23 protein-coding genes are annotated in these 23703 nt (G+C 40.4%); 13 read left to right on the top strand and 10 right to left on the bottom strand.

Annotation, left to right across the window (positions count from 1 at the left end; genetic code table 11):
- Window positions 1–506: 506 nt before the first annotated feature.
- Entirely contained in the window at window positions 507–4373 is a 3867-nt protein-coding gene (locus tag ACHWSC_RS20295) for a TIM-barrel domain-containing protein (RefSeq protein ID WP_394677956.1), read from the top strand.
- 78 nt (window positions 4374–4451) lie between these two features.
- On the opposite strand, the gene ACHWSC_RS20290 is transcribed toward ACHWSC_RS20295, so the two are convergent.
- The 3 genes from ACHWSC_RS20290 to ACHWSC_RS20280 form a co-directional block, all read right to left on the bottom strand.
- Complete coding sequence (locus ACHWSC_RS20290) at window positions 4452–5330, bottom strand: pirin family protein (protein WP_120336198.1); 879 nt, start codon at window positions 5328–5330, stop codon at window positions 4452–4454.
- 129 nt (window positions 5331–5459) lie between these two features.
- Complete coding sequence (locus ACHWSC_RS20285; protein WP_201669488.1) at window positions 5460–5774, bottom strand: hypothetical protein; 315 nt, start codon at window positions 5772–5774, stop codon at window positions 5460–5462.
- A gap of 11 nt (window positions 5775–5785) precedes the next feature.
- A complete protein-coding gene (locus ACHWSC_RS20280; protein WP_075993955.1) occupies window positions 5786–6208 on the bottom strand; it encodes an OsmC family protein in 423 nt (140 codons plus the stop codon).
- A 260-nt stretch (window positions 6209–6468) separates the two neighbouring features.
- Between ACHWSC_RS20280 and ACHWSC_RS20275 the strand changes: the two genes are divergently transcribed.
- Complete coding sequence (locus ACHWSC_RS20275) at window positions 6469–7188, top strand: outer membrane beta-barrel protein (RefSeq protein WP_182983496.1); 720 nt, start codon at window positions 6469–6471, stop codon at window positions 7186–7188.
- A complete protein-coding gene (locus ACHWSC_RS20270) occupies window positions 7181–7759 on the top strand; it encodes a TMEM175 family protein (RefSeq protein WP_120336201.1) in 579 nt (192 codons plus the stop codon). The genes ACHWSC_RS20275 and ACHWSC_RS20270 overlap by 8 nt, the downstream gene beginning before the upstream one ends.
- Here the strand turns inward: ACHWSC_RS20270 and ACHWSC_RS20265 are convergent.
- From ACHWSC_RS20265 to ACHWSC_RS20255, 3 genes are all read right to left on the bottom strand, one after another.
- A complete protein-coding gene (locus ACHWSC_RS20265) occupies window positions 7753–8313 on the bottom strand; it encodes an AAA family ATPase (RefSeq protein ID WP_394677955.1) in 561 nt (186 codons plus the stop codon). The genes ACHWSC_RS20270 and ACHWSC_RS20265 overlap by 7 nt on opposite strands.
- A gap of 75 nt (window positions 8314–8388) precedes the next feature.
- A complete protein-coding gene (locus ACHWSC_RS20260; protein WP_394677954.1) occupies window positions 8389–9477 on the bottom strand; it encodes a DUF6688 family protein in 1089 nt (362 codons plus the stop codon).
- Window positions 9478–9690: 213 nt separating this feature from the next.
- Window positions 9691–10509 (bottom strand): hypothetical protein, encoded by an 819-nt coding sequence (locus ACHWSC_RS20255; RefSeq protein WP_394677953.1) that lies wholly within the window; start codon window positions 10507–10509, stop codon window positions 9691–9693.
- A gap of 200 nt (window positions 10510–10709) precedes the next feature.
- Between ACHWSC_RS20255 and ACHWSC_RS20250 the strand changes: the two genes are divergently transcribed.
- Both ACHWSC_RS20250 and ACHWSC_RS20245 read left to right on the top strand, forming a co-directional pair.
- Window positions 10710–11243 (top strand): hypothetical protein, encoded by a 534-nt coding sequence (locus ACHWSC_RS20250; protein ID WP_147420985.1) that lies wholly within the window; start codon window positions 10710–10712, stop codon window positions 11241–11243.
- Window positions 11224–11781 (top strand): hypothetical protein, encoded by a 558-nt coding sequence (locus tag ACHWSC_RS20245; protein WP_120336206.1) that lies wholly within the window; start codon window positions 11224–11226, stop codon window positions 11779–11781. Before ACHWSC_RS20250 ends, ACHWSC_RS20245 begins: the two co-directional genes overlap by 20 nt.
- 8 nt (window positions 11782–11789) lie before the next feature.
- On the opposite strand, the gene ACHWSC_RS20240 is transcribed toward ACHWSC_RS20245, so the two are convergent.
- The 3 genes from ACHWSC_RS20240 to ACHWSC_RS20230 are packed head-to-tail and all read right to left on the bottom strand — an operon-like array spanning window position 11790 to window position 13937.
- On the bottom strand, window positions 11790–13031 hold the full coding sequence (locus ACHWSC_RS20240) for an RNA polymerase sigma factor (RefSeq protein WP_205400551.1): 1242 nt from the start codon (window positions 13029–13031) through the stop codon (window positions 11790–11792).
- Between the two features lie 50 nt (window positions 13032–13081).
- A complete protein-coding gene (locus ACHWSC_RS20235) occupies window positions 13082–13420 on the bottom strand; it encodes a YciI family protein (protein ID WP_075993946.1) in 339 nt (112 codons plus the stop codon).
- A gap of 40 nt (window positions 13421–13460) precedes the next feature.
- On the bottom strand, window positions 13461–13937 hold the full coding sequence (locus ACHWSC_RS20230) for a carboxymuconolactone decarboxylase family protein (protein ID WP_394677952.1): 477 nt from the start codon (window positions 13935–13937) through the stop codon (window positions 13461–13463).
- Between the two features lie 224 nt (window positions 13938–14161).
- Here ACHWSC_RS20230 and ACHWSC_RS20225 point away from each other — a divergent pair, with 224 nt between their 5' ends.
- The 3 genes from ACHWSC_RS20225 to ACHWSC_RS20215 all read left to right on the top strand — a co-directional run bounded on the left by ACHWSC_RS20225 (window position 14162) and on the right by ACHWSC_RS20215 (window position 19462).
- On the top strand, window positions 14162–14866 hold the full coding sequence (locus ACHWSC_RS20225) for an MgtC/SapB family protein (protein ID WP_394677951.1): 705 nt from the start codon (window positions 14162–14164) through the stop codon (window positions 14864–14866).
- 73 nt (window positions 14867–14939) lie between these two features.
- Window positions 14940–17639, top strand: coding sequence for a magnesium-translocating P-type ATPase (mgtA, locus tag ACHWSC_RS20220; protein WP_394677950.1), 2700 nt, complete (start codon window positions 14940–14942; stop codon window positions 17637–17639).
- A 68-nt stretch (window positions 17640–17707) separates the two neighbouring features.
- Complete coding sequence (locus tag ACHWSC_RS20215) at window positions 17708–19462, top strand: DUF885 domain-containing protein (protein ID WP_394677949.1); 1755 nt, start codon at window positions 17708–17710, stop codon at window positions 19460–19462.
- Window positions 19463–19524: 62 nt separating this feature from the next.
- Here the strand turns inward: ACHWSC_RS20215 and ACHWSC_RS20210 are convergent, their stop codons facing one another.
- Complete coding sequence (locus tag ACHWSC_RS20210; RefSeq protein ID WP_088162733.1) at window positions 19525–20514, bottom strand: GlxA family transcriptional regulator; 990 nt, start codon at window positions 20512–20514, stop codon at window positions 19525–19527.
- 135 nt (window positions 20515–20649) lie between these two features.
- On the opposite strand from ACHWSC_RS20210, the gene ACHWSC_RS20205 reads away from it, so the two are divergent.
- The 5 genes from ACHWSC_RS20205 (at window position 20650) to ACHWSC_RS20185 (ending at window position 23547) form a co-directional block, all read left to right on the top strand.
- Complete coding sequence (locus ACHWSC_RS20205; protein ID WP_120336209.1) at window positions 20650–21072, top strand: SRPBCC family protein; 423 nt, start codon at window positions 20650–20652, stop codon at window positions 21070–21072.
- Between the two features lie 62 nt (window positions 21073–21134).
- On the top strand, window positions 21135–21557 hold the full coding sequence (locus ACHWSC_RS20200) for a DoxX family protein (RefSeq protein WP_333626967.1): 423 nt from the start codon (window positions 21135–21137) through the stop codon (window positions 21555–21557).
- 94 nt (window positions 21558–21651) lie between these two features.
- Complete coding sequence (locus ACHWSC_RS20195) at window positions 21652–22101, top strand: SRPBCC family protein (protein ID WP_120336211.1); 450 nt, start codon at window positions 21652–21654, stop codon at window positions 22099–22101.
- Between the two features lie 27 nt (window positions 22102–22128).
- Complete coding sequence (locus ACHWSC_RS20190; RefSeq protein ID WP_394677948.1) at window positions 22129–22512, top strand: VOC family protein; 384 nt, start codon at window positions 22129–22131, stop codon at window positions 22510–22512.
- A gap of 66 nt (window positions 22513–22578) precedes the next feature.
- Window positions 22579–23547: a dimethylarginine dimethylaminohydrolase family protein gene (locus tag ACHWSC_RS20185; protein WP_394677947.1), complete on the top strand. Its 969-nt coding sequence runs from the start codon at window positions 22579–22581 to the stop codon at window positions 23545–23547.
- Window positions 23548–23703 lie beyond the last annotated feature (156 nt).

Here is a 23703-nt window from a genome sequence, read left to right as displayed (position 1 = left end):
TTTAAGTACTTCCGTATTTCCATGTACAGGCTATTGCATATCCTCCGCCTATCGGTTATCGCAGCACAGGACCGTCGGTGAGTCCGGTCCATCGGAAGCTGTTCCGCAACCGTCGCTATCCTGCAGCTCTCACTGTCCCGGAGTGGTAATGGTACACAGTCATAGCAGGCGGTCATGCAGTCATCACTGTGCTCAGTGGTAATGGTGCATCCTTGTGTAGCCAAGGGGCATTGTCATCTAAATACCCATCGATGAATGAAGTCCATTCAGCGGCTGCCCGCAACTACGCTGTAACAGTCCCTCCAGTTTTACAATGCATTCATCTTCCCGCTCATTTCATAAGCCAAATGGAAGTAAACGTTCCTTTTACGATGAAGGGCTTACAATAGGTTGGCTAGCCTGCAACATTATTATTGGACAATCGTTTGCATTCTATAATCTCTTTTTTACTTCGATTTACTATTGTATTATTGTTAAGTTAATTTAATGCATTATAAATCATACGCATGAAGATATCTTTTTGGAGCACAAAAGCACAAGTCTGTTTATTGATGGGGTTGGCTTCTCCTTTTATTTTTCAACCCACTCGAGTTGACGCTAAAGTAAGTACGATCAATTATTATAATACAATAGGTCGCGATCAAGGCAACCGTATTATCACGATTCAGAAAATTAATCCGACAACAGTCGAGATTGTATACGATAATGGTCAACGTCTGACTTTAGATTTCTACGGTAATCATATTTTTAGGATGTTCCAGGATGTTCATGGTGGTATTATCCGTGATCCCGAAGCAAAACCCGAAGCAAAAATATTGGTAGAGCAACCTCGGAAAACAGTCACCGGGCTTGAGGTAAAGGATGAAGGTAATAAGGTCAGCATCTCCACTAACGATATTCTTTTTTCAATGGATAAACAGACTTCTCAGTTTAGTATCCTCAATCGGAAAAGCAATAAAATTGTCGTTGAAAGCTTAAAACCAATTGTTTTCGAAGAGAAACAAGTAAGCGTTGAATTGAAGGAAAATGCGGATGAATACTTTTTTGGTGGCGGCGTTCAAAATGGGCGTTTTTCACATAAAGGAAAAGTGATTGCAATCGAAAATCAGAACAGCTGGACCGATGGTGGTGTTGCCTCTCCAACCCCTTATTACTGGTCAACCCAAGGATATGGTTTTATGTGGCATACTTTTAAGAAGGGAAGTTATGCCTTTGGAGCCAAAACCCCTGGGACAGTAAAATTGGCGCATGACACAGATTATCTGGATGTCTTTTTTATGATTAATGACGGGATAGTACCTTTGCTCAACGATTTCTATCAATTGACGGGCAACCCAATTCTTCTACCGAAATTTGGTTTATATGAGGGGCATCTTAATGCCTATAACCGCGATTTTTGGAAAGAAGATGAAAAGGGAATTCTATTTGAAGACGGCAAACGCTATAAAGAAAGTCAAAAGGACAATGGCGGAATCAAAGAATCGCTGAACGGTGAGAAAAACAATTATCAATTTTCGGCCCGCGCTGTAATAGACCGGTATAAAGCACATGATATGCCTTTGGGCTGGATTCTTCCAAATGATGGCTATGGTGCTGGCTATGGCCAAACGGAATCTTTAGATGGAAATATCCGAAATTTGAAAGAGTTTGGTGATTATGCACGTAAGAATGGTGTAGAAATCGGTTTATGGACACAGTCCGATCTCCATCCGAAAGATAGTATAAGTGCATTACTGCAACGTGATATTGTAAAAGAGGTTCGGGATGCGGGTGTAAGAGTCCTAAAAACGGATGTGGCCTGGGTTGGTCCAGGATACTCCTTTGGTCTCAATGGGGTCGCCGATGTGGGACATACTATGCCTTATTATGGTAACAACGCTCGTCCATTTATTATTTCATTGGATGGTTGGGCAGGCACACAGCGCTATGCCGGTATCTGGTCGGGCGACCAGACTGGAGGCGTATGGGAGTATATTCGATTCCATATACCAACATATATTGGCTCGGGACTTTCAGGTCAGCCCAATATTACCTCCGATATGGACGGGATCTTTGGTGGTAAAAATTTTAAGGTCAATATTCGTGATTTTCAATGGAAGACCTGGACACCAATGGAACTCAATATGGATGGCTGGGGATCGAACGAGAAATACCCACATGCTTTGGGTGAGCCGGCTACTTCTATCAATCGTCTGTATCTGAAATTGAAATCTCAATTGGTTCCCTATAGCTATAGTGTTGCGAAACAAGCAGTAGATGGACTGCCCATCATTCGTGCTATGTTTTTAGAGCAAGCAAATAGTTATACGCTTGGAAAGGCAACGCAATACCAGTACCTCTATGGTCCAAATTTCCTTGTAGCACCGATTTACCAGGAAACACGTGTGGATGAGAAGGGAAATGATATGCGCAACGGTATCTACCTGCCTGATGGTGAATGGATTGATTATTTTACGGGCGAAAAATACCAGGGAGGGCGTATTATCAATAACTTTAATGTGCCTATTTGGAAGCTGCCTGTTTTCGTGAAAAATGGAGCCATTATTCCGGTGACCAACCCAAATAATAATGTGCTGGAAATCAAAAAAGATCAACGTATTTATGAAGTATACCCTTATGGAAACTCTAGTTTCCTGGAATATGATGATGATGGAAAGACAGAGGCTTATCGTTATGGTAAGGGGGCAAATACATCCATAACTTCACAGTTAAACAACAATAAAGTTGTTTTTGCGATTGCTCCAACGCAAGGCGAATTTGACGGCTTTGAGAAAATGAAGTCTACGGAAATTCGTTTCAACGTTAGCAAAGCACCGAAGAAATTGACGGTAAAGGTCAATGGGAAAAATAGCAAACTTAAAGAAGTGAATAGCATAGATGCGTTTAATACTTCTGAAAACGTATATTTCTACGACGCACAACCAAACCTGAATCAGTTTGCAACCAAAGGATCGGAGTTTGAAAAAATACCACTGGTGAAAAATCCGATGTTGCTGGTACGACTAGCCAAACAGGATGTCTCATCGACCGCAATAGAAGTACAATTGGAGGGTTTCGAATATGCTCCTGCTGACAACTATCTGGCTCAGACTGGTGCTTTGACTTCGCCCAAAGCTGTTATCACAGATCAACATACACAAGCATATACCTTAACGCCAACCTGGGAAAAGGTTGCAAATGCTGATTATTATGAAATTGAATTCAATAATCTGATCTATTCGACCATCAAAGACAGTCAATTGCTATTCGAAGGATTGGCCGCGGAAACGGATTATCAATTTAAAATTAGGGCTGTCAATAAATCTGGTGTTTCAGATTGGAGTACATTTGCCGCAAGAACAAAGGCAAACCCGTTGGAATTTGCCATCGAAGGTATCAAAGCAGAGACTTCTGTGGATAACCAAGGTGGAAATGGTATCAATAAATTGTTCAATTATGATGAGGGGGATATGTGGCATACAAAATGGGGACAGACTGCAGTTCCGTTTGATATGACCTTAGATCTAAAATCCGTTAATCAATTGGATAAGTTTGAGTACCTTCCAAGAACCGATGGCGGAAATGGTATTATTTTAAAAGGAAAAGTATTCTATAGTAACGATAAGGACACCTGGACGGAAGCTGGTAGTTTTGATTGGAAACGTGATGGCGAAATGAAACGTTTTGATTTTGGAACCCATCCGGTGGCCCGATTTGTCAAAATTTCAGTTTCTGAAGCTGTTGGAGGTTTTGGTTCAGGAAGAGAATTATATGTGTTTAAAGTACCAGGATCGTCAAGCTACTTACCGGGCGATATTAATAATGACCGATTGATCGATCATAATGACTTGACTTCCTATATTAACTACACGGGATTGCGACTGGGAGATGGAGATTTTGAAGGTTATGTCAGCAATGGTGATGTCAATAAAAATAATCTGATTGACGCTTATGATATTTCCAATGTCGCTGTTGTCATTGAAGGTGGTGCAAAACCAAATAAAGAAGAAAAGGTCAGTGGTAAATTAAAATTGATTCCTTCAAAAACGACCTTAAAATCGGGTGATATTGTGGAGATCAGTGTTAGTGGAGAGAATCTTAAAGCTGTCAATGCACTTAGTTTTGCTCTTCCTTACAATCAAGGCGATTTTGAATATGTCGGTATTGAGTCCGTACATTTAAAAGAGATGAACAATTATAGCAACGATCGTCTTCACACCAATGGAAGTAAGGCTCTGTATGCTACTTTTGTTAATCTAGGCAACAAGGAGACTTTGAATGGCTCTGAAGTTTTATTTAAGATCAAATTGAAAGCAAAACGTAATGTCAACTTCAATCTGAAAGCAATAGATGGGATTTTGGTTGATAAAAAGCTGAATTCCGTTACTTTCTAAAATATAAATAGCCTTAACAAAAAGGGGAGCCTCATAGGCTCCCTTTTTTGTTAATTGATGTCTAAATAGTGCATCTAATTAGTCCAATATCATACTGAGATCCATCAGTAGGATTTCAGTATCTGCTGAGGTCACTTTCAGGTTAATTTCAGCGACATCCCATATTCCAAAGCCATCTCTGCTTTCTAATTCTTGTCCTTCGACAGTAACACTACCTTTTATTACAAAAACATATACACCATTTCCTGCCTTTTTGATCTGGTATTTTGTTTGGACGTCCTTGTCAAAATGCCCCATGGAAAACCAGGCATCCTGATGGATCCATACACCCTCGTCTTCTGGATTTGGAGAAAGAATTTGCTGGAATTTATTCTGTCTTTGTGTTATATCCAATGTAATTTGATCGTATCGGGGGCTCACATTCCGTTGATTAGGGTACACCCAAATTTGAAGAAACTTGACCGCCTGATCGGTGTTTTTATTATATTCACTGTGTATGATGCCCGTTCCGGCGCTCATGACCTGAATATCTCCCTTCCGGATAATAGCTTTGTTACCCATGCTGTCTTCATGTTGCAAATCACCTTCCAAAGGGATACTGATGATTTCCATATTGTCGTGAGGGTGTTTGCCAAAACCTCTTCCTTCAGCCACCATATCATCATTTAGCACACGTAACACACCAAAGTGCATACGTTCGGGGTTGTGATAATTGGCGAAGCTAAACGTATGATTGCTATCTAACCAACCATGATTTGCATGACCGCGTGTCGCCGCTTTGTGAAGGACACTATGGTTTTCCAATTTGTCTGAATTATAGTTTACAGCTTCGGCATCCAGCGTTTCAAGCGGCTCTATCTCGTCAATATCATTCTTCAAGATATCAGCTGAAGACACTGTTGATGCAAATATTCCGGAACCCAAAAGTCCCTTTTTTATAAAGTTCTGTCTGTTCATGATTCTATTATTTAGTATCCAAAATTAGCCTATTAGCCACCTATTTCTATTGATCTAGTTCAATAAAGAAAGAGTTTTAACGGTTTTCGGTTGTTTTTCTAGGGGGCTATTGCTATGGCCTATGCTTTATTAAACGGAGAGTAAGTCTGGAAAAAGACTATAGACTTCATTTTTTAGAAGCCCACTTCCACCGCCATAATGTTTGATCAGACCAATCGGATAGGTGAGCCGCGTAAGGTGATCTGTTATTTCATGCTCTTCCTGAGGAGAAAGTCCCGAACTCAATAATAAAACATCTACAGGGACATCTATTAGCTGTTTTTTACAGGCATCCAAATCGTATTGTATTGTTGCATTCCAGTTGGGCGTGTTTTCAATGATTCTCTTGAGCGTGAGGAGAATTTCTTCATTTTTACCAAATATGAGAAAGGTTAATATTTTCATGATGTTCTTGTTTAAGGATTTGTCCTGATGAGCGTATTGACAATGGCATTACCCTTTAAAATTTTTGAAATGGGACATTCTTCGGCAATTTGTTGCAGGCGTTCTCGGGTATCCTCTGCTAAGATTTGTCCAAAAGCTATCTCGCGATCAAAATATGTAACCACTTGTCCTTTTTCAATTTTGAGGTACATATTTGAACTGACTGAAATTTCTGGAATATCAAGCCCTTTTTTATCGATGTACATGCGTAAAGTAGCTAAGGTACAAGATACAAGCGATGAGATGAGAAGGGTGTAGGGGTCAGGACCAAGATCTTTGCCACCAAGTTTTTCAGGTTCATCCGTAATAAACTCTCCATTTCTCCATTGTATTGTGGTCTTATATTTCTGCTCAGTAATATGGCCAAGGATAGGGTTTTCCAATATATATTTCATACGGATTATTCTTTTGTTTGTAATACAACAAAAATAAGCCTGAATTGATTCATTTCCATTGATGTAGTTCAATAAATATAGTCATATTGTCTCCCGTATTTTTTTATTGGCTGATAAGATTGATGGATTTCCGCTGATGAATACACCTTATCGTTACAGAAAAAATAAAGATTGGAGTAAGTTGAATCACATAAATTTTCTTACTTTTAACAATCAAATTCACTCAATTTTTTAAAGGATTTTAATTTAATATTTCGGTTATGATGAAGAGATTTTTACTTGTCGGACTTTTTGCTGGTATAACCCATTTTATGGCTTTCTCGCAATCTCATGAACTACGTGTGGGTGTTACCTCAGGTGTATCCAATTTTACGGGATCGGGAACCGAAGCAAAGAGTACGTTGAATGGATCTACGCAACAGGACTATTATACCAATAATCCCTATGGAAAAAAATATGGAATCAATATTGGTGGCGCTTTAAACTACCGTTATGTTTTTGCCAACAACCTAATATTAGGTTTAGAGGGTGCATATGAACGATTGCAGACAAAGATTGATTTGGAAGGCAATGAGTTTATGAATGGAAGCCGTGGTCAGACCCGTCTAAATCAACAATTTATCAATTTTAATCCTTTTGTTGGCTATCGTGTCTTTTTTGAACCGATGACAATGGATATTCAGCTGGGTATGGATATTGCCAAAACGCTGAGCATCAAAGAAAATGGTAGCATTGAAGATAAACAGGGGAATAAAACAAGTTTTGATCGTGACCGCGGCAAGGTTATTGATTTGGATCTACGCCCTCGTTTACAGTTTAATGTAAATTATGACCGTTATACCGTGTTTGCCGGTTATTCATGGGGAGTGAAGGATTATAACAACGGGATGCTTGGTGCTGATCCCGGTGTGGCACGATTAAATGTATTTCGCTTAGGCCTGCAGTATCAGCTATTAACTCCGATCTTCAAAAATGACTAAAGGCAGGTTAGAAGCATTCAGTGATGGCGTTTTGGCCATCATTATAACGATTATGGTACTTGAATTAAAAGTACCTGAAGGATTTACTTTTGCTAGCCTTAAACCATTATATCCTAAAATTATCTCCTATATCGTTAGTTTTGTTTACGTTGGACTGTACTGGAATAATCACCATCATCTCTTTCAAATTGTTCGAAAAGTAAATGGAAAAGTTCTTTGGAGCAATTTGAATTTATTGTTTTGGCTATCATTAATGCCGGTTACAACAAATTGGATTGGTGAGTCACATTTTGAAAGGGATCCTATTATCGCTTATGGCTTTGTCCTGATCATGTGTTCCATATCATACAATATCGTTGAATATTTTGTGATTCAAATCGAAGGGGAAGAATCTGCACTTAAAAAAGCGGTTAAATCGAAGGTTAAGGAAAATATTTCTACAGCGCTGTATTTTTTGGGGATAGGGCTGTCTTTTATTAATCCCTATATCAGTTTGCTCATGTATGGAACAGTCGCTATTATGTGGCTTATACCTGACCGCCGTATTGAGAAAGAAATGCGGAATCAATAGTTTTGCTGTTCCAGGGCTTTCAGGATGAACTGAACGCGATCGTTTACCGTTGTTTTTGGAACCTCAATGGTTTCATAACCGAGTTGTGTATAGGTCTCTTTCATTATCTTGAAAGTGTTTTCGGCCTCCCGCCAAGTTTGTTTCCGCTCGTTGTCATTCGCATAGATCTCAGCCCAAGGCGGTAATATAAATACTTTTTTATGATAACGTCGACCTTTTGCTTCGTGAAGCAGTTCTTCTTCGATTGAAAGACCTTCCATCGCAATATATGCCAATGTATCTGGAATTCCGCGGTCAAAAAAAATGTAGTTTTGGTGATCTTGCCTCACCTGCATCAAATAGCTGGTTGATGAAGCGGCCAACATGAGTTTGGCATAGTGAATTTTATTTTTCCAGGGCAAACCATCGGCATCAGCTTCCAATTGTTCTCGGATGATGCGCCGGGCATCCTCTTCCACAATGCTGAATCCCTGCTTATTTAATTCATTTAATAAGGTAGTTTTACCGACTCCAGGTCCTCCTGTCAGAACGATAAAATAATGTGTTTGATCCATAATGATTAAAATGAAATGCTTCCCGAAATGGAGAAAATTGGGGTAATGACTGATTGTTGGCTACGATTTTAAAAATTAGCTGTATTGTTTTGCGATTTTCTTTTCGGGTTCGACGTAGAATGTATATAAGAAAAATAAAAATATATATTCTAGTGGTTTCATCAAAATATAAGTCACATTTGATGCGCTGTTGGAATTAATTTTGACGGAGATATTAAAACCATATTTATCGTAGCAATATCTGACATAGCGATGTAGTGCTGGTGATACATCGCTTAATATTTCTTCGAATGCGTTGGCCACCTGAAGCTGTCTATTGACAATGATCGTGTTGCCATGTCTTGTGCCCAGCCGTAGGGGTTTAACAAGGGCAGGATCTCCTTTTGCCGCAACTGTACAGAGGTAATGGCCCTGATGATCGAGGATAGGAGGGTGCATTTTTTGTGAAAAAGCCCAAGTAGTTGTTTCTGTGAAAACTTTCACCATTGAATCCCGATCCTGCCCCAATAGGACAAGGATGATAGTTAGTAGGAGAAAGACCGGAACAAGTAAAATAAGAGCCCATGCCGGATAATTCAGTTTTGAGGAAAGCAGGTTATTGATTTTATTGAGCGTGCTGTTGGCATAGCTTCTGTTCATAGCGTAACCCCGCTCTTCAACGATGATTTTACGGATTAGCCCAATGCCCATAATCAAGCAGCATATTGGCGTGAAAATAAAGAATAAAGTTCCTTCGTTGCCAATATACATATCCAATGTGGACGTATCGTGGTGACTGACCTGAAAGAGCACAAACAGACTGATAATATTACCTATCATTAACATAATCAGCATCAGAACAAGAGGAATAGGAGGGATTTTTCGTCCCTTGAGCCAAATCGCTATTGCTGAAATATTGAATGCAATAAAATAAAATGATAGCGATACAAGGTGTTTTCCGCCGAAGGGAATATAACAATCACCATCTACAGGATCTACGGCTTGATTATATTGACTCGAGTGGAATAATAGCCCTACTCCGCTTATCATTAATGAAATCAGGTAGCCGATGATAATGGCATACTCAGCAATTGTTATTTTCCGCTGTTGTTTTTTGACAGCCGAACGAAGCAGATATACAATCCCGAACAGCGTAAGAATAATAAGGAGAAGAATGATGATCATAATGGGGTGAGCAGTTATAGTTCTAAGACGAATATCGTCAAATCATTTGTTTAATTCAGATACAAGGCAATCAATTGTTATTGGAATATATCCGTATAACGGATTGAATCCAAAATTATTGAAGTGTTCAATGGGTCGGAATTCAAGATTTCTTCAACAGTGTAGATGCTATTAAAGGTATCTATAGTGCCAATGTCCAGCTGAGACCAGCGCCTAATTTTTACCGAATAATCTGTTCCAAAAATTCTTTTTTTTGCTGCTTTGAGAGCTGTCTGTGGTTTCAAAATGTTTAGGGTCTGCATGGATTGTCTCTGTTTTGACATTTGGTAAAATCTCATTTTCTGGAAGTCCATTGCGTTGTTCTATTTCCTGAATCTGTTTTAATGCTGTTGTCTGATATAAAAGTGGTCCTTCTTTGTCGCAGTTAAAAAGGTTGGAGTAACTTTTTGATTCATTCAGATCAAAAGGTTGTGGTTCTACAACTTCTGTTGCTTCCAAGAGACCCAGGTTACGATCTTTGGCATATTGCAGTGCATTGAGGAAAATAGAAATACGGTTATCAGAAAATAGCGTATCTAATTCAGCCTTGATCGTCGGGTCACTTTGGTAATCTATCAACAATTGCGCGACTTTTTCTGCGGGGATAAAGACACCGGAACAATAATTTTCTACAAGCTTATTTTCGATATTATTGGTTAGAAATTCTTGTTGAACAAATTGTTCCCACTGTTTGTAATAGCTGGATAAATGGTCATTTTTGGAGAAGGACAGTGCTCCACCTCGAACATAGAAGTATTTTTCGAAAAAACCTTGGACAACAGCAATGAAAAAACCATGGGTTTTGTCAAAATAATCATTTTTGTCGGTTTCCCGGCCCGCATTTAAGGTGTCTTGGTATTTGGTTTTATAGAAGTCTTCTAGTTGGTGAGTTGCAGAAACTTCCTCAATCTTTTCAGGATTTTTGAGCAAGTCAAAATACCAAGTTTCTATCTGCTGTTCTGAGATGGGGTGGTAACTAATATCATAGCCCATAATGACTGTTTTTAATCTCTTATGTTGTAATTGCTAATATATTAAAAATTAACATTTTGTGCAATATAAATCGCTCCGATATCGTGCTTTTTTGCCTAAAAGGAAGGGTTGATGACAGTTTTATAAAGCAGGAGGGCAGGGGCAGCATGTTTGCCTATTTCATGATAATTAATTACTTTGGTCACAAACAGAATTTATATATGAAGCACTTACTATTTATTATTTTTATGTCGATGAGCTTATTTTTTACAGCTTGTCAATCCCCAAGTCCAGAGACTTTTTTCGGAAAAGTTGTTTTAAACACAAATCTTGTAGCAGATTTTGCCCCTGAACGCTACGGCAAACAGCTCGAGCAGGAGACCGTAGAATTTGCGGATATGCCCTCCAGTAAGAAAGTAGGCGATGAAGCTCAAAAATCTGTCGGGATCAAAATTCAGGTTGTTGAAAAGGCCTTAAAGGATATTAAGGAACTGAATGTTTCCGATGCCGATGCAAAAGCACTGAAAGAGCAGTCTATTGCATTATTTGAAAAAGTGTTGCCTGTCTATAAAAATGAATATACCGCTTATGCCAAGTTATGTGACGGTAAAGGTTCGGCTGAAGAAAAGCAGGCATTACTCCAAAAGATCGAAAAAAACGATATGCCTTCCATTAACGAGGTGTTTGACAACGTATATGCTTTAGGAAAAGCTTATGCTGAAAAACATAACCTGAATGTTAACTGGGGAAATTAAGCAGATGAAGGAAACAAGCTTATACAGAAATAAAAAGAAAACAAGTCAGCTACTGTCAATTTCGGGAGGCCTATGTTTGTTGCTTCTGATCGTTTTATTGTACAGTATCGGTTTATTTGATGGTGTATTTAAAGCCAAACCGACAGTTTTCTCTGCAGGAGCATTGCTAGTACTCTTAATTTTATTGTTTTCCAGCCTACTGAGCCTTCGGGATAAAACAGCGCAAATTGTTTTGAACGACCGATATTTTCTTGGAAAGACAACACCAGTATCGAAAGCTTTTGGCCAAGGCGACTGGCAGGATGTCAAAAGCATCGACTTACAAAAAGTCGGTGGTGATACGATGGTCATTGTTACATTGGGTAATACCCCTAAATATAAAGAGCAGCTTTCGTCGCTGTTATGGAAAATGGCTTATCAAGAATCCACTCAAGAACTGTGTATCATGTATTCGTCCTCAACTATTGATTTGGAGCCCTCGGAGCTATACCAACTTTTTGTATCCTATTGGAAAGGAGCAAAAGTAATCGATAAGTAGTAAACAAATTAGGCCATTGCAGACTTTATAGCATCAATCTTCTGTTGGATGATCTCTTTTTCCAATGTTGTTTTAGCCAGGATTTTTGCTTTGTTAAAGTTTGCGATGGCTTTGTTTTTATCCAGTTCCTTATAGAGTTCTCCCAGCAGCACAAAATAAAAATGATTGTCTTCTAGTTGTAAGGTTTTTACTTCGACTAATGCAGCTTTAACACCTTTTACTTTATACAGTGCAAATATTCTATTCAATGCAGCTGCCGGGGAATAATTGACGACTAATAAACGGTCATACCATTGCAGTATTTCGGCCCATTTTTCTGGACTGTCTTCCTTTATACAATGGCATTGAGCAATCTTAGCCTCCAGATGGTAGGATGTGAGTTCATCGCCCGATGCAGCGTTCTTGAGAAAATGAAGCCCTTGATGTATAAGTTCTTGATTCCAGCGTTCCTCATCCTGTTGCTCATACAAAATGAAATCACCTTCATTGGTCAGCCTTGCCTCGAAACGGGAGGAATGAAAACAAATCAGCGCAATAAGCGCATTGGTCTTAGGTGTATTTGTTTTTTCATAAGTCGAAAGCATTAGCGCAAGGCGTAACGCTTCAATACAGAGCTCCTTTCTTAAAATTTGATTTTGGGTTTTAGAATAATACCCTTCATTAAATAAGAGGTAAATAATATGGAGTACGTTATCGAGGCGTTTAATAATTTCTGCTTCGGAGGGCAGTTCGAGTTCGATTTTTTCTGAACGTAGTTTTTCCTTTGCTCTGAATAGGCGCTTATTGATGGTTTCTTTGTTGGAAAGAAATGCCTCGGCAATTTCGTCTATACCAAAACCACAGAGGATTCTAAGGGCAAGACCTATTTGAGCCTCACTGGCAATTGCTGGCGTGCAGATTGCAAACAGCATTTTTAATTGGCTGTCTTTGATATTTTCCTGCGAGAAATTAAAGTCGTCGAAGCTTTCTGCTTCCGGCTCGCTCTGCCGCACTGCAGGGATGATTTTATCTGTAAATATTTTATTTCTTCTAAAGTGGGCCAGTGTCTTTTGTTTTGCAACCGTGTAGAGCCAAGCCGTAGGATTTGCAGGAACGCCTTTGGTCTGCCAAGATTCTGTGGCCAATAAGAAAGTTTCGCTGACTATATCTTCGGCGATTTCGATGTATTGAAGACCAAAACTTTTACTGATGACAGCGACTATTTTGGTAAATTCTTGCTGGAAAAGCTGTTTTAGAAAATCCGGATCCATAAGTCTAAATTAGGGGCGGCTGTGCGCGTGTACAGCTGCCCCGTATATGATTAGTTGAGCAGTGCACGTATCTCTACACTACCATTAAATTCGAGTATAGGACAGCCATGGGCCAAGGTTGTTGCTTCGTCAAGATCGTCTGCTGCGACGACAATAAAACCGCCGAGTCTTTCCCTAATCTCCACAAAAGGTCCATCCGTAACGATACCGCCTGGCTTTAATACCTTTCCGGCTGGCTCAAGACGGGAGCCATGATCCTTCAGTTTACCTTGCGCATCGATGTCACTGATCCAGTCGTACCATCTTTTGTTTACAGCTTTTGCTTCTTCTTCTGTCAGTTGACTTGGTTCATTGGCCCCCTGACGAAATAATAAGATGAAATCTTTCATTTTTATGGTTTAATTTATCGTATAAATATCGACCTCGTGTTTATGAGGTTGGCTGTACTTTGTGCTGCCCAACTTTGTAGCTTCCTGCTTGTGTGCGGAAGGAAATATTGATCCTGTTATAAGAATTGATTGCTGTAATGGCCAAGGTCAGGTCGATAAGTTCTTCTTCCGAAAATACAGCAGTTGCTTTCGTATAAACCTCGTCCGACACATCACCATGCGTAATTTTCGTCACGGCTTCGGCCCATTCCAGCCCAGCACGTTCACGTTCGCTATACAGAGGTGCCTCCCGCCAGGCATCCAATAAGAACAATCGTTGTGGTTGATCTCCGGTCGCCAGTAGATCTTTTGAATGCATGTCAAGACAATACGCACAGCCATTGATTTGTGATACACGGAAATAAATAAGATGCAAAAGCTCTTGTTCTATCGAACAATTGCTCAGATATGTACCTATTCCATACATTGATTTCATGGCGTTTTGCCCTTTTGCGAAAAAATTGATGCGTTGTTTCATTTTTTTATTGTTTTTAGTGTAACTGATTTACACCACAACAATGCTTGAAGTTAAAGAAATTGGACAGCTTGATCTGTAAATTTTAGACTTAAATTATAAGTAACTGTATTACAGTTTTTTAATTTGATTATTTCTCTAATAAAATTCTAATAATTTTCTAAAAGATCTCTAACGGATCATGGAGGTAGGAATGCGCACCTTTGCAGGCAAAGGAGGACAAAGAGATGAGTGTTTTTGAATTTGCCATACGATTATTTGTAGCATTGCTTTTGGGGGCTGCTGTGGGAGTAGAGCGCCAATGGCGCCAGAAAAATGCGGGGCTTCGGACAAATACTTTAGTTTCGTTGGGAGCAGCAGCTTTTGTGCTGCTTTCGATAGAAATTGGCGGTGATGCTACCGGACGGATTGCTTCTTATGTGGTCAGCGGAATTGGTTTTCTTGGCGCTGGTGTGATTATGAAGGACGGTTTGAATGTGCATGGTCTAAACACGGCGGCGACGATTTGGTGTTCGGCTGCAGTAGGGGCGCTCTGTGGTCTAGGTTTGCATGCCCAAGCATTTGTGGTTGCGTTCGCTATTATTTTTACACACCTGATCTTTCGTCCAATCGGGCAAAAAATGGCCTTCCTGACTTTTAATAAATCTGCAGCATCACAAACCGAATATCTACTGACCATAGGCTGTGGGATAGACATCGAAAATCATATTCGTGTTTTATTGATGCAGATGCTGAGCAGTAACGAAAAACTGTTGTTGTCTTCGCTTTCGAGTGACGATACCCTCGCTACAAACGGCGTTGTCATTAGGGCCATCGTTAGAGCCATCGGTCAGCAAGACAGTCTTATCGAACGGATGGCTAGTCGATTGACCATCGAGGAAAGAGTAACAAAAATAAGCTGGGAAATTATAGGTACAGAGTCGGACCTGTAATAAGAATCGGATCTATAATAAGAACGGGATTTAGGGAAATTAACATGAAAGGGGCTATAGGGTTATGATTAAAATGAACAATAAAACAACAAAGAATCCATTGCACAATATGATCAGTTCCAATGGAATGAATGTGGGGACCGTGACCAAGTTGCAGGGGGTGGCCAGTCAGGATGAAAAGCTTGCCTGCGCGATGTTAGAAACGAGCAGAGAGGGGATTACAGATGAAATGGCTAAGGAACGTCAACAGAAATTTGGATTAAATGAGGTGAAACATCAAAAGGCCCCAAAGTGGTATGTGCAGCTATTGAAATCTTTTGCCAACCCCTTTATATATATTCTGGTATTGATTGCCACTGTTTCCTTTATCATCGATGTAGGGCTTCCAGAGGTTGGCGAACGAGATTATAAAACAGTTGTTGTGGTGTCCATTATGATTTTGGTCAGTGCGCTGCTTCGTTTTGTACAGGAGTATCGAAGTAATGCCGCGGCAGAAAAATTAAAAAGTATGGTCAAAACTACGGCAACAGTATTGCGGAAATTTAAAGGGAAAAGAGAGATTCCTATTGTCGAACTGGTGCCGGGAGATATTGTATACCTTTCTGCTGGGGATATGATACCTGCAGATTGCCGTATTGTTCAGAGTAAGGATCTTTTTGTGAGTGAAAGTATGCTGACTGGAGAGGCGCTTCCGGTAGAGAAGAATTATTTGCCTATCCGGAATGCGGCGGAAAAATCACCTATTGAACTTTGTAATATTTGTTTTATGGGGACCAATGTTGTTAGTGGATCGGCGATAGCCGTGATTGTGACGACAGGAAGTTACACCTATTTTGGGAGTATCAGCAAATCGATTACCGGCGAACGTCCCGAAACAAGTTTTGATAAGGGTATAAATAAGGTGAGTTTCTTATTGATCCGTTTTATGCTGGTCATGGTTCCGCTGATCTTCTTGATCAATGGATTGATGAAAGGGAACTGGACAGAAGCGCTACTGTTTGCCATTGCTGTCGCTGTAGGTTTAACTCCCGAAATGCTGCCCATGATTGTCACCGCTAACTTGGCTAAGGGGGCTGTCAATATGAGCAAGCGTAAAGTCATCGTCAAGCGGTTAAATTCTATCCAGAATATAGGTGCCATGGATATTCTGTGCACCGACAAAACAGGAACGTTGACATTGGACAAGATCGTCATGGAAAAACATCTTAATGTGTATGGGGTCGAAGATGATGAGGTGCTCAAATGGGCCTATCTCAATAGTTTTCATCAGACTGGTCTCAAGAATTTGATGGATAAGGCTGTGTTGGAACATGCCGAATTACACGATTACCTGAAAGTGGAGGATCAATATCTGAAAATTGACGAGATTCCATTTGATTTTCAGCGGCGACGGATGTCTGTGGTCCTCAAACAGCATAATGGTAAACATTTGCTGATCTGTAAAGGGGCCGTAGAGGAAATGCTTGAGCTTTGTACACACGCTTTTGATCCGGGAGATGACCGTAGCCTGCATGTCGAAAATGACCGTACTGTACCGATGGACGATACGATGCGTAAAATTGTATTGAAAACCTCGAAAAAGATGAATGAGGAGGGATTACGTGTTTTACTGGTTGCCATCCGCGAATTTGAAGGTGCTCACCCCTTGACCTATGCTGTTGCAGATGAAGCGAAATTGACGTTGACGGGATTTATCGGCTTTTTGGATCCGGCCAAACCATCTTCACAGCCGGCTATTGAAGCCTTACAAAAATTGGGAATCGGGATCAAAGTGTTGACAGGAGATAATGAGATTATCACACGCAAAATTTGTATGGATGTCGGCATTCCGGTGGATCGGATTGTCAATGGAAATGAATTAGATAGCATTCCGGACACCGAGTTAAATCAATGTGTTGATGAGGTATCGGTATTTGCAAAATTAAGTCCTCTCCAAAAAGTTCGTGTCGTAAAAGCATTGCGGGATAAGGGACATACGGTTGGCTTTATGGGCGATGGTATCAATGATGCGGCGGCACTTAAGGAGGCTGATGTGGGTATCAGTGTAGATACGGCTGTTGACATTACCAAAGAAAGTGCAGATATCATTCTGCTGGAAAAAGATCTTATGGTGCTGCGCAAAGGGGTTATTTATGGACGTCGAACTTTTGGAAATATCATTAAATATATCAAGATGACGGCAAGCAGCAATTTCGGCAATATGTTCAGTATGCTTGGGGCCAGTGCTTTTCTTCCCTTTCTACCGATGCTGCCGGTGCATCTGCTTATTCAAAATCTACTCTACGATATATCGCAGGTATCTATTCCTTGGGACAGCATGGATGAGGAATTTATCGTCGAGCCAAAGAAATGGGATGCTGGTAGTGTCTCTAAGTTTATGTTATTTATTGGCCCCATAAGTTCATTGTTTGATTTCGCCACTTTTGCGGTATTGTTTTTCGTGTTCAAGGCCAATACGGTATCGGATCAAACACTCTTTCAGACTGGTTGGTTTGTAGAGGGATTGCTTTCACAAACATTAATTATTCATATGATAAGGACCAAGAAAATACCCTTTATTCAAAGCTGGGCTGCTGCACCGGTTGTTGCCTTGACGAGTTTAATTATGATTATTGGTGTCGTTTTGCCGTTTACGCCATTTGCCGCTGCCTTAAAAATGGAAGCACTGCCTCTGACTTATTTTCCATGGCTTATCGGCATTTTGGTCTGCTATTGTTTACTTACACAGTGGGTCAAAAATTGGTTTATCCAAAAATTTCATACCTGGTTATAGTTTTAAATTATTGGAGTAAAATGCTGAAATTCATCAACAATAATGTTAATTTTAGACAAATTACTCCAATGAAACTTATAACATATACCCTTGCTATCGCTGGATTGGGCCTGATGGCTTCCTGTGGATCGGGAACTCATAACAGACAATCTGCTGCTGATACTGCTGTGAATGAAAAGTTTAAATCGTATGAGGACCGCTTTATTCAGCAGCTTTGGAAAGAAAATCCGGAATGGGCTACCCAAGTAGGGTTCCATCAGTATGATTCCTTGTTGACAATTCCGGATGCCAATACGCGAAAACTACGTATGGAGTTTTCAAAGCGACATTTGGACAGCCTCAAAAGTTTTGATCTGAGCACCTTGAATCTTTCTCAGCAAACAGATTATCATCTGATTCAAAACTATCTTGAATCCAATGTTTGGTCTATTGAGAAGGAGCGCGCGTATGAGTGGAATCCTTCTTCGTACAATGTTGGGGGGACGATCGCTTTTATGCTTGCCGAGAATTATGCACCATTATCGACCCGACTTAAAGCTATTTATCAACGTTTGACGAAGATTCCAGCCTATTATGAGGCCGCGAAAGGACAGCTTAAAAATCCGGCCTTGGTATTGACCGATTTGGCAATTCAACAGAATTTGGGCAGTTTATCTGTTTTTGAAAGCGATTTACGGGATTCACTGAAAAAATCCGATCTGCCGGCTTCAGAAAAGGAGGCCATCCAGAAGGCTTCACAACAAGCTATTGCGGCGATCAACGGGTATGTTCAATTTTTAAAAGTGACACCTAATCCTTCTCCGCGAAGTTTTAGATTAGGAAAAGAACTTTACGACAAGAAATTTGATTTCGATATCCAATCGGGGGCAACAGCCGAACAGATTTATCAGGCTGCGCTAGCAAGAAAAAGCTATTTACATGGTGAGATGTATAAAATCAGCAAAGAGCTGTGGCCTAAATATTTTGGAAAATCGTCCTTGCCGTCAGATAGTTTGCTTGTCATTCGAAAGATGATCGACACCCTGTCTGTCAAACATGTTAAAGCAGAAGAGTTTCAATCCGCTATCGAAACACAGATACCGAAGTTGGTTGCGTTTGTCAAACAAAAGGATTTATTGTATATCGATGATAGCAAGCCGCTCGTGGTGCGTAAAGAGCCTGCTTATATGGCTGGTGTTGCGGGAGCTTCAATCAGTGCACCCGGTCCTTACGATAAAGGTGGGAATACCTATTACAATGTGGGCAGTCTAACAGGCTGGACCAAAGAGGCAACAGAGAGTTACCTTCGGGAGTATAACCATTACATTTTACAGATACTGAATATACACGAAGCTATTCCGGGGCATTACACCCAATTGGTGTATGCGAACCAATCGCCGAGTCTCATCAAGAGTATTTTAGGTAATGGTGCAATGATTGAGGGCTGGGCTGTCTATACCGAACAAATGATGCTCGAAAATGGTTACGGTGACAATGCCCCTGAAATGTGGTTGATGTGGTACAAATGGCATCTGCGTACCGTTTGCAATGCTATACTCGATTATAGCGTCCATGTGAAAAATATGAGTGAAAAAGACGCCATGCATTTGTTGGTCGATGAGGCGTTTCAACAACAGGCCGAAGCAGCCGGTAAATGGAAACGTGTGTCTGTGAGCAGTGTGCAGCTGACGTCTTACTTTACGGGATATAAAGAAATTTATGACCTCAGGGAAGCTGTTAAACAAAAAGAAGGGAAACAGTTTAATTTGAAGGCGTTCAACGAAAAATTCCTGAGTTTTGGTAATTCACCCGTGAAGTATATTCGGGAAATGATGTTAAAATAAATATAAGGAATTCGAGCAATGATAAAGCCACTCCTCAGAGTGGCTTTATTGTTTATCACCGCTTATTGCTCAATGGCGACATCAGCAGTTACCTTCGCAAATTTGTTTCGATAATCTATTGGTGTAAGGCCTGTAATTTTTCGAAAAATATCCCGAAAGGCTTTTGTATCGGTATAGCCTACATCAAACATCACCTCGGAAACGTTTTTTCGTGATGCTTCGAAGAATTTTTTTGCAGCTTCGATGCGTACGCGTTGGAGGTATTCGACAGGCGTGTTGTTGGTTGCTTCTTTGAATCTCCGTTCAAATGTTCGCCGCCCAATATTGACATGATTGGCCAGTTCTTCGACTGTAATTTTCTCCTCGTACTTCTTCTCGATATAGTCTTGAGCTTGTTGGATATCCAGATCAGCATGATTACGTTGGCCTCTGAATATGGCGAATTGCGATTGATTATCCCGGCTGATATCCAGCGCAAAATATTTGGCTATGAGTACGGCTGTTTCCCTGTCGGAATACTTTTCCACTAAATAGAGTATCAGATTCCATAAGCTGCTCGCGCCACCACTGCTGTAGATATTTTCATGTTCAGTGATCACAGCGCCATCCTCAATTTCAATGTGAGGGTATTTTTCCTTGAACTCTTCGATATGTGCCCAGTGTGTCGAACATTTTTTTCCATCTAAAAGACCTGTCTCAGCGAGTAAGAAAGCACCCACACATAGACTGGCAAGACTAGCCCCTTTGTGGTACAGTTTTGTAAAATAAGGGATCGCTTCGGCATTATCACGTATTCCTTTTTCTATGTTGCCAAAAATAGGCGGTATAATAAGCAGATCTGTTTTCTGAACGTCCTGTAGTAGCCGGTTTGTCTTAATGGTATACTCCCCGCTATTGGCTGGGACGTAGGTCGTTAAACCTACATATTCGACTTCAAAAATAGGCTGTTTTCCAAAGGCCGTAAGAAATTCATTGGCTGTATGAAAGGTTCTGAATGCAGGGGTAATACCTTCGATAGTGCCGTATTCGGGAACAAAAACAGAGATTTGCATATCATTTTTGGTTTATGATATAAAGGTACAAATAGTTTTTGTCGTAATCTACCCCTAAAGTTGTCGTCTTTGCAACAGCCGCAGTGTTGTGATCCTTTGCATCTTTGTTATATCAATATAAATAATAGAAAAACAATGGAAAGACAGACAAAAATTACAGTTGAAGCAACGATTAATGCTCCTGTAGAAAAAGTATGGAAATTATGGAACAGTCCGACGGATATTATGCGATGGAACTCGGCAGACCCGAGCTGGCACTGCCCAAGCAGTGAAAATGATCTTCGCGTGGATGGTACTTTTAAAAATAGAATGGAGGCAAAAGATGGAAGCTTCGGATTTGACTTCGAAGGAACCTACCATACGGTAAATTTATACCGGGAAATTGCGTATACCATGGCTGATGGAAGAACTGTAAATACGCTTTTTTCAGAAGTGGAAGGGAAAACCAGTGTGATTACAGTTTTTGATGCAGAACAGGAAAATGATCCTGAATTCCAAAAATCGGGCTGGCAGGCTATTTTAAATAACTTCGTAAACTATGTAGAATCTGCGAATTAGTAATTCAAGGATTCAAGGCTGATTATCGCTGAGATTATACACTTACACAAACGACTTATACAATGAAAAAGAACAAGATTGCTTTTTGGATAGCAACGGTATTTATAGTTCTCTGGGAAGGACTGATGCCACTAGGAACACTGTTATTTGCGCCGCAATATATCAATGCGGGCACAAAACCATTGGGATATCCCGACTATTTTGCCTATGCTTTAATTATCTGTAAGCTGTTGGGTGTTATTGCAATTGCAGTACCGCAGGTTCCGACCAAATTAAAAGAATGGGCCTATGCTGGATTGACATTCAATTTAATATTTGCTTTTATCAGTCACGCATGTGTTGACAAAAATGCAGCATTTATGATGATGCCCATTTTAGTATTGGGGATACTTGCTGTTTCTTATTTCTATCAGGCCAAGATTGCTCGTTTAAGCAACAAGGAGACAGCTGGTACAGGAGCATATCATCAGGCTTCAGTAGTGTAGCAAGTTTACCGGATTGTATTGGACTGAAAGAATGTACTGAGAGCGAGTAAAACAAAAAATAAGCAATAGTTATTCACTTATAAACAATATAGATATGAAAACGAATCAGGTTTCTTTACATCGAATTATTCAGGCGAGTCCTGAAAAGGTGTTCCGTGCTTTCGCAGATCCGATAGCACATGCCAGCTGGCTGCCTCCTTATGGTTTTGTCTGTACAGTACAGCAAATGGATTTTAAAGTAGGCGGAAGTTTCAAAATGACCTTCATTAATTTTAGTACCGGTCATAGCCATTCTTTTGGTGGTGAGTACCTTGAGATTGAACAAGATACCTTTATCAAGTACGTGGATCGATTTGATGATCCCAATTTACCGGGTGAAATGACTACCACTGTCTCCTTGCGTAAAGTGATCTGTGGTACAGAACTTAAGATTGAACAGACTGGAATTCCTGAGGTTATTCCTGCCGAGATGTGCTACCTTGGATGGCAAGAGTCGTTGGAAAAAATGAGAAAACTTGTAGAGCCTGAAATACCGGATGCATAGCCAATTGATATGATGTTAGTTCAGCCAATGGAACGCTTGCAAAGCGGAATTTTTATTACATTCTCAGGAAATTGTAGAGCGGCACTTACGTTTTATCAGACCTGTTTTGGGGGAACGTTACATTTTGATATGTTCGAAGAACCCTTGCAGGGCTGTGCTGAAATGCCTGTAGTGAGTGCCACTCTTATTTCCGAACGTGTCGCAATTTACGGCTCTGATTTGGTGCACAACGAGGGACGGAGAGTAGGAAACTACGTCGCTGTGTTTTTGCCCTGTCGGGATATTTCCGAGCGTGGGGAATTGATTGAAAGACTTACATCCCAACAAAAAAGAAGAATAGATTTTGATATGCAGCAGAAATTTATTGAAGTAACTGATTTGTTCAATGTGCACTGGGTTCTAGGAATTTAGGTTCGGCTTTCCTATACATTTGTTTTTTTTGATAAAAAAAAGCAAATTGGACTTAAAATCAGTGCTATGATCTTTGTAGAAAATGAGTTTGCCCCTTTAAAGAAAGTTATTCTTACGGTTTCTGAATTTGGCTTTCCGGAAATGATGAAGGTTGAAGATCTTCGGTTTTTATCTTCCACTGCGCTGGAGGGAGACGATGCCAATGCAGGAAAAGATTTTGGAGAAGTGTATCCCGAATTGCAAAAGGCATGGGAACAAGAGCGCCATAATTTTGCTTTGCTGTTGGAGAAATATGGCGTTGAAGTGTTGCGGCCACGTAACCTAACAACACCTGAAAAAGTATCCGGAGGAGAACACGGTTATTCTAATTTCTTTGTCCGAGACCCATTTTTCACCATCGGAAATGCCGTTATTGAGGGGTCAATCCGTTTTATGCAGCGCCGCAATGAAATATGGCCCATCCGGGATGTGTTGGAACGTGAAGTTTATCAAAGTGACTGCCTTTATGTGGCTGCGCCAAGACCCGCCATGGCGGAGCAGGAGGAGTTGGGATTATGGCATGGCCCTTTTCTAGAAGGAGGCGACATCCTGGTATACGGTAAACATATTTTTGTCGGCAACTCTGGGCTTTCCTCGAATAGCCTAGGGATTAAGTGGCTCTCTAAACTATTACAGCCTTATGGTTATCAGGTTGAAGAGTTGAAACTTCATCCCAATATACTTCATTTGGACTGTGCACTAGGGCTGATCCGCGAAGGATTGATGATCGTTTGTGAGGAAGCATTACCCTATGGGATACCCCAAAAACTGAAAACATGGGACAAAATTGTGGTCAATTTGAAGGAGGCGAGCTTGCTAGCAACCAATGGTCTGCCTATTAATCCGACAGTCTATGTGACAGATCCTGTTTTTGGCTATATTGGAGATAAGCTCTCCGCTTGTGGTGTCCATGTTGAATACGTTGATTTCCAGATCAGCCGTAGCTTTGGCGGATCCTTTCGATGTAGTACACAGCCATTATTGCGAAGTTTTTAGTAGATCTTTTAATGCTATCTAACCCGCTTGGAGACTCATCTTTTTAGGGTATTTGTCCAAAAGCAAAAACAGTTTTTTTGTCTGCAGATGTGTCCATTGGAAACCTTTCATTTTCGTTTGTTTTTAACTTTTACTATCTTGATGTAACATATCCTT

Source organism: uncultured Sphingobacterium sp., from assembly GCF_964277905.1.
Lineage (GTDB): Bacteria > Bacteroidota > Bacteroidia > Sphingobacteriales > Sphingobacteriaceae > Sphingobacterium > Sphingobacterium siyangense.
The sequence above is the reverse complement of the archived record's forward strand: the minus strand, read 5'-3'. Positions and strand labels throughout refer to the sequence as shown.

Coding starts and splice junctions, on each gene's coding strand:
- ACHWSC_RS20195 (WP_120336211.1), top strand. CDS start 21,652: ATGAAAACGAATCAGGTTTCTTTACATCGAATTATTCAGGCGAGTCCT.
- ACHWSC_RS20290 (WP_120336198.1), bottom strand. CDS start 5,330: ATGAACAGACAGAACTTTATAAAAAAGGGACTTTTGGGTTCCGGAATA.
- ACHWSC_RS20200 (WP_333626967.1), top strand. CDS start 21,135: ATGAAAAAGAACAAGATTGCTTTTTGGATAGCAACGGTATTTATAGTT.
- ACHWSC_RS20265 (WP_394677955.1), bottom strand. CDS start 8,313: ATGGATCAAACACATTATTTTATCGTTCTGACAGGAGGACCTGGAGTC.
- ACHWSC_RS20280 (WP_075993955.1), bottom strand. CDS start 6,208: ATGAAATATATATTGGAAAACCCTATCCTTGGCCATATTACTGAGCAG.
- ACHWSC_RS20260 (WP_394677954.1), bottom strand. CDS start 9,477: ATGATCATCATTCTTCTCCTTATTATTCTTACGCTGTTCGGGATTGTA.
- ACHWSC_RS20295 (WP_394677956.1), top strand. CDS start 507: ATGAAGATATCTTTTTGGAGCACAAAAGCACAAGTCTGTTTATTGATG.
- ACHWSC_RS20245 (WP_120336206.1), top strand. CDS start 11,224: ATGTTAACTGGGGAAATTAAGCAGATGAAGGAAACAAGCTTATACAGA.
- ACHWSC_RS20215 (WP_394677949.1), top strand. CDS start 17,708: ATGAAACTTATAACATATACCCTTGCTATCGCTGGATTGGGCCTGATG.
- ACHWSC_RS20205 (WP_120336209.1), top strand. CDS start 20,650: ATGGAAAGACAGACAAAAATTACAGTTGAAGCAACGATTAATGCTCCT.
- ACHWSC_RS20250 (WP_147420985.1), top strand. CDS start 10,710: ATGAAGCACTTACTATTTATTATTTTTATGTCGATGAGCTTATTTTTT.
- ACHWSC_RS20190 (WP_394677948.1), top strand. CDS start 22,129: ATGGAACGCTTGCAAAGCGGAATTTTTATTACATTCTCAGGAAATTGT.
- ACHWSC_RS20230 (WP_394677952.1), bottom strand. CDS start 13,937: ATGAAACAACGCATCAATTTTTTCGCAAAAGGGCAAAACGCCATGAAA.
- mgtA (WP_394677950.1), top strand. CDS start 14,940: ATGAACAATAAAACAACAAAGAATCCATTGCACAATATGATCAGTTCC.
- ACHWSC_RS20285 (WP_201669488.1), bottom strand. CDS start 5,774: ATGAAAATATTAACCTTTCTCATATTTGGTAAAAATGAAGAAATTCTC.
- ACHWSC_RS20210 (WP_088162733.1), bottom strand. CDS start 20,514: ATGCAAATCTCTGTTTTTGTTCCCGAATACGGCACTATCGAAGGTATT.
- ACHWSC_RS20225 (WP_394677951.1), top strand. CDS start 14,162: ATGAGTGTTTTTGAATTTGCCATACGATTATTTGTAGCATTGCTTTTG.
- ACHWSC_RS20185 (WP_394677947.1), top strand. CDS start 22,579: ATGATCTTTGTAGAAAATGAGTTTGCCCCTTTAAAGAAAGTTATTCTT.
- ACHWSC_RS20235 (WP_075993946.1), bottom strand. CDS start 13,420: ATGAAAGATTTCATCTTATTATTTCGTCAGGGGGCCAATGAACCAAGT.
- ACHWSC_RS20240 (WP_205400551.1), bottom strand. CDS start 13,031: ATGGATCCGGATTTTCTAAAACAGCTTTTCCAGCAAGAATTTACCAAA.
- ACHWSC_RS20275 (WP_182983496.1), top strand. CDS start 6,469: ATGATGAAGAGATTTTTACTTGTCGGACTTTTTGCTGGTATAACCCAT.
- ACHWSC_RS20270 (WP_120336201.1), top strand. CDS start 7,181: ATGACTAAAGGCAGGTTAGAAGCATTCAGTGATGGCGTTTTGGCCATC.
- ACHWSC_RS20255 (WP_394677953.1), bottom strand. CDS start 10,509: ATGGGCTATGATATTAGTTACCACCCCATCTCAGAACAGCAGATAGAA.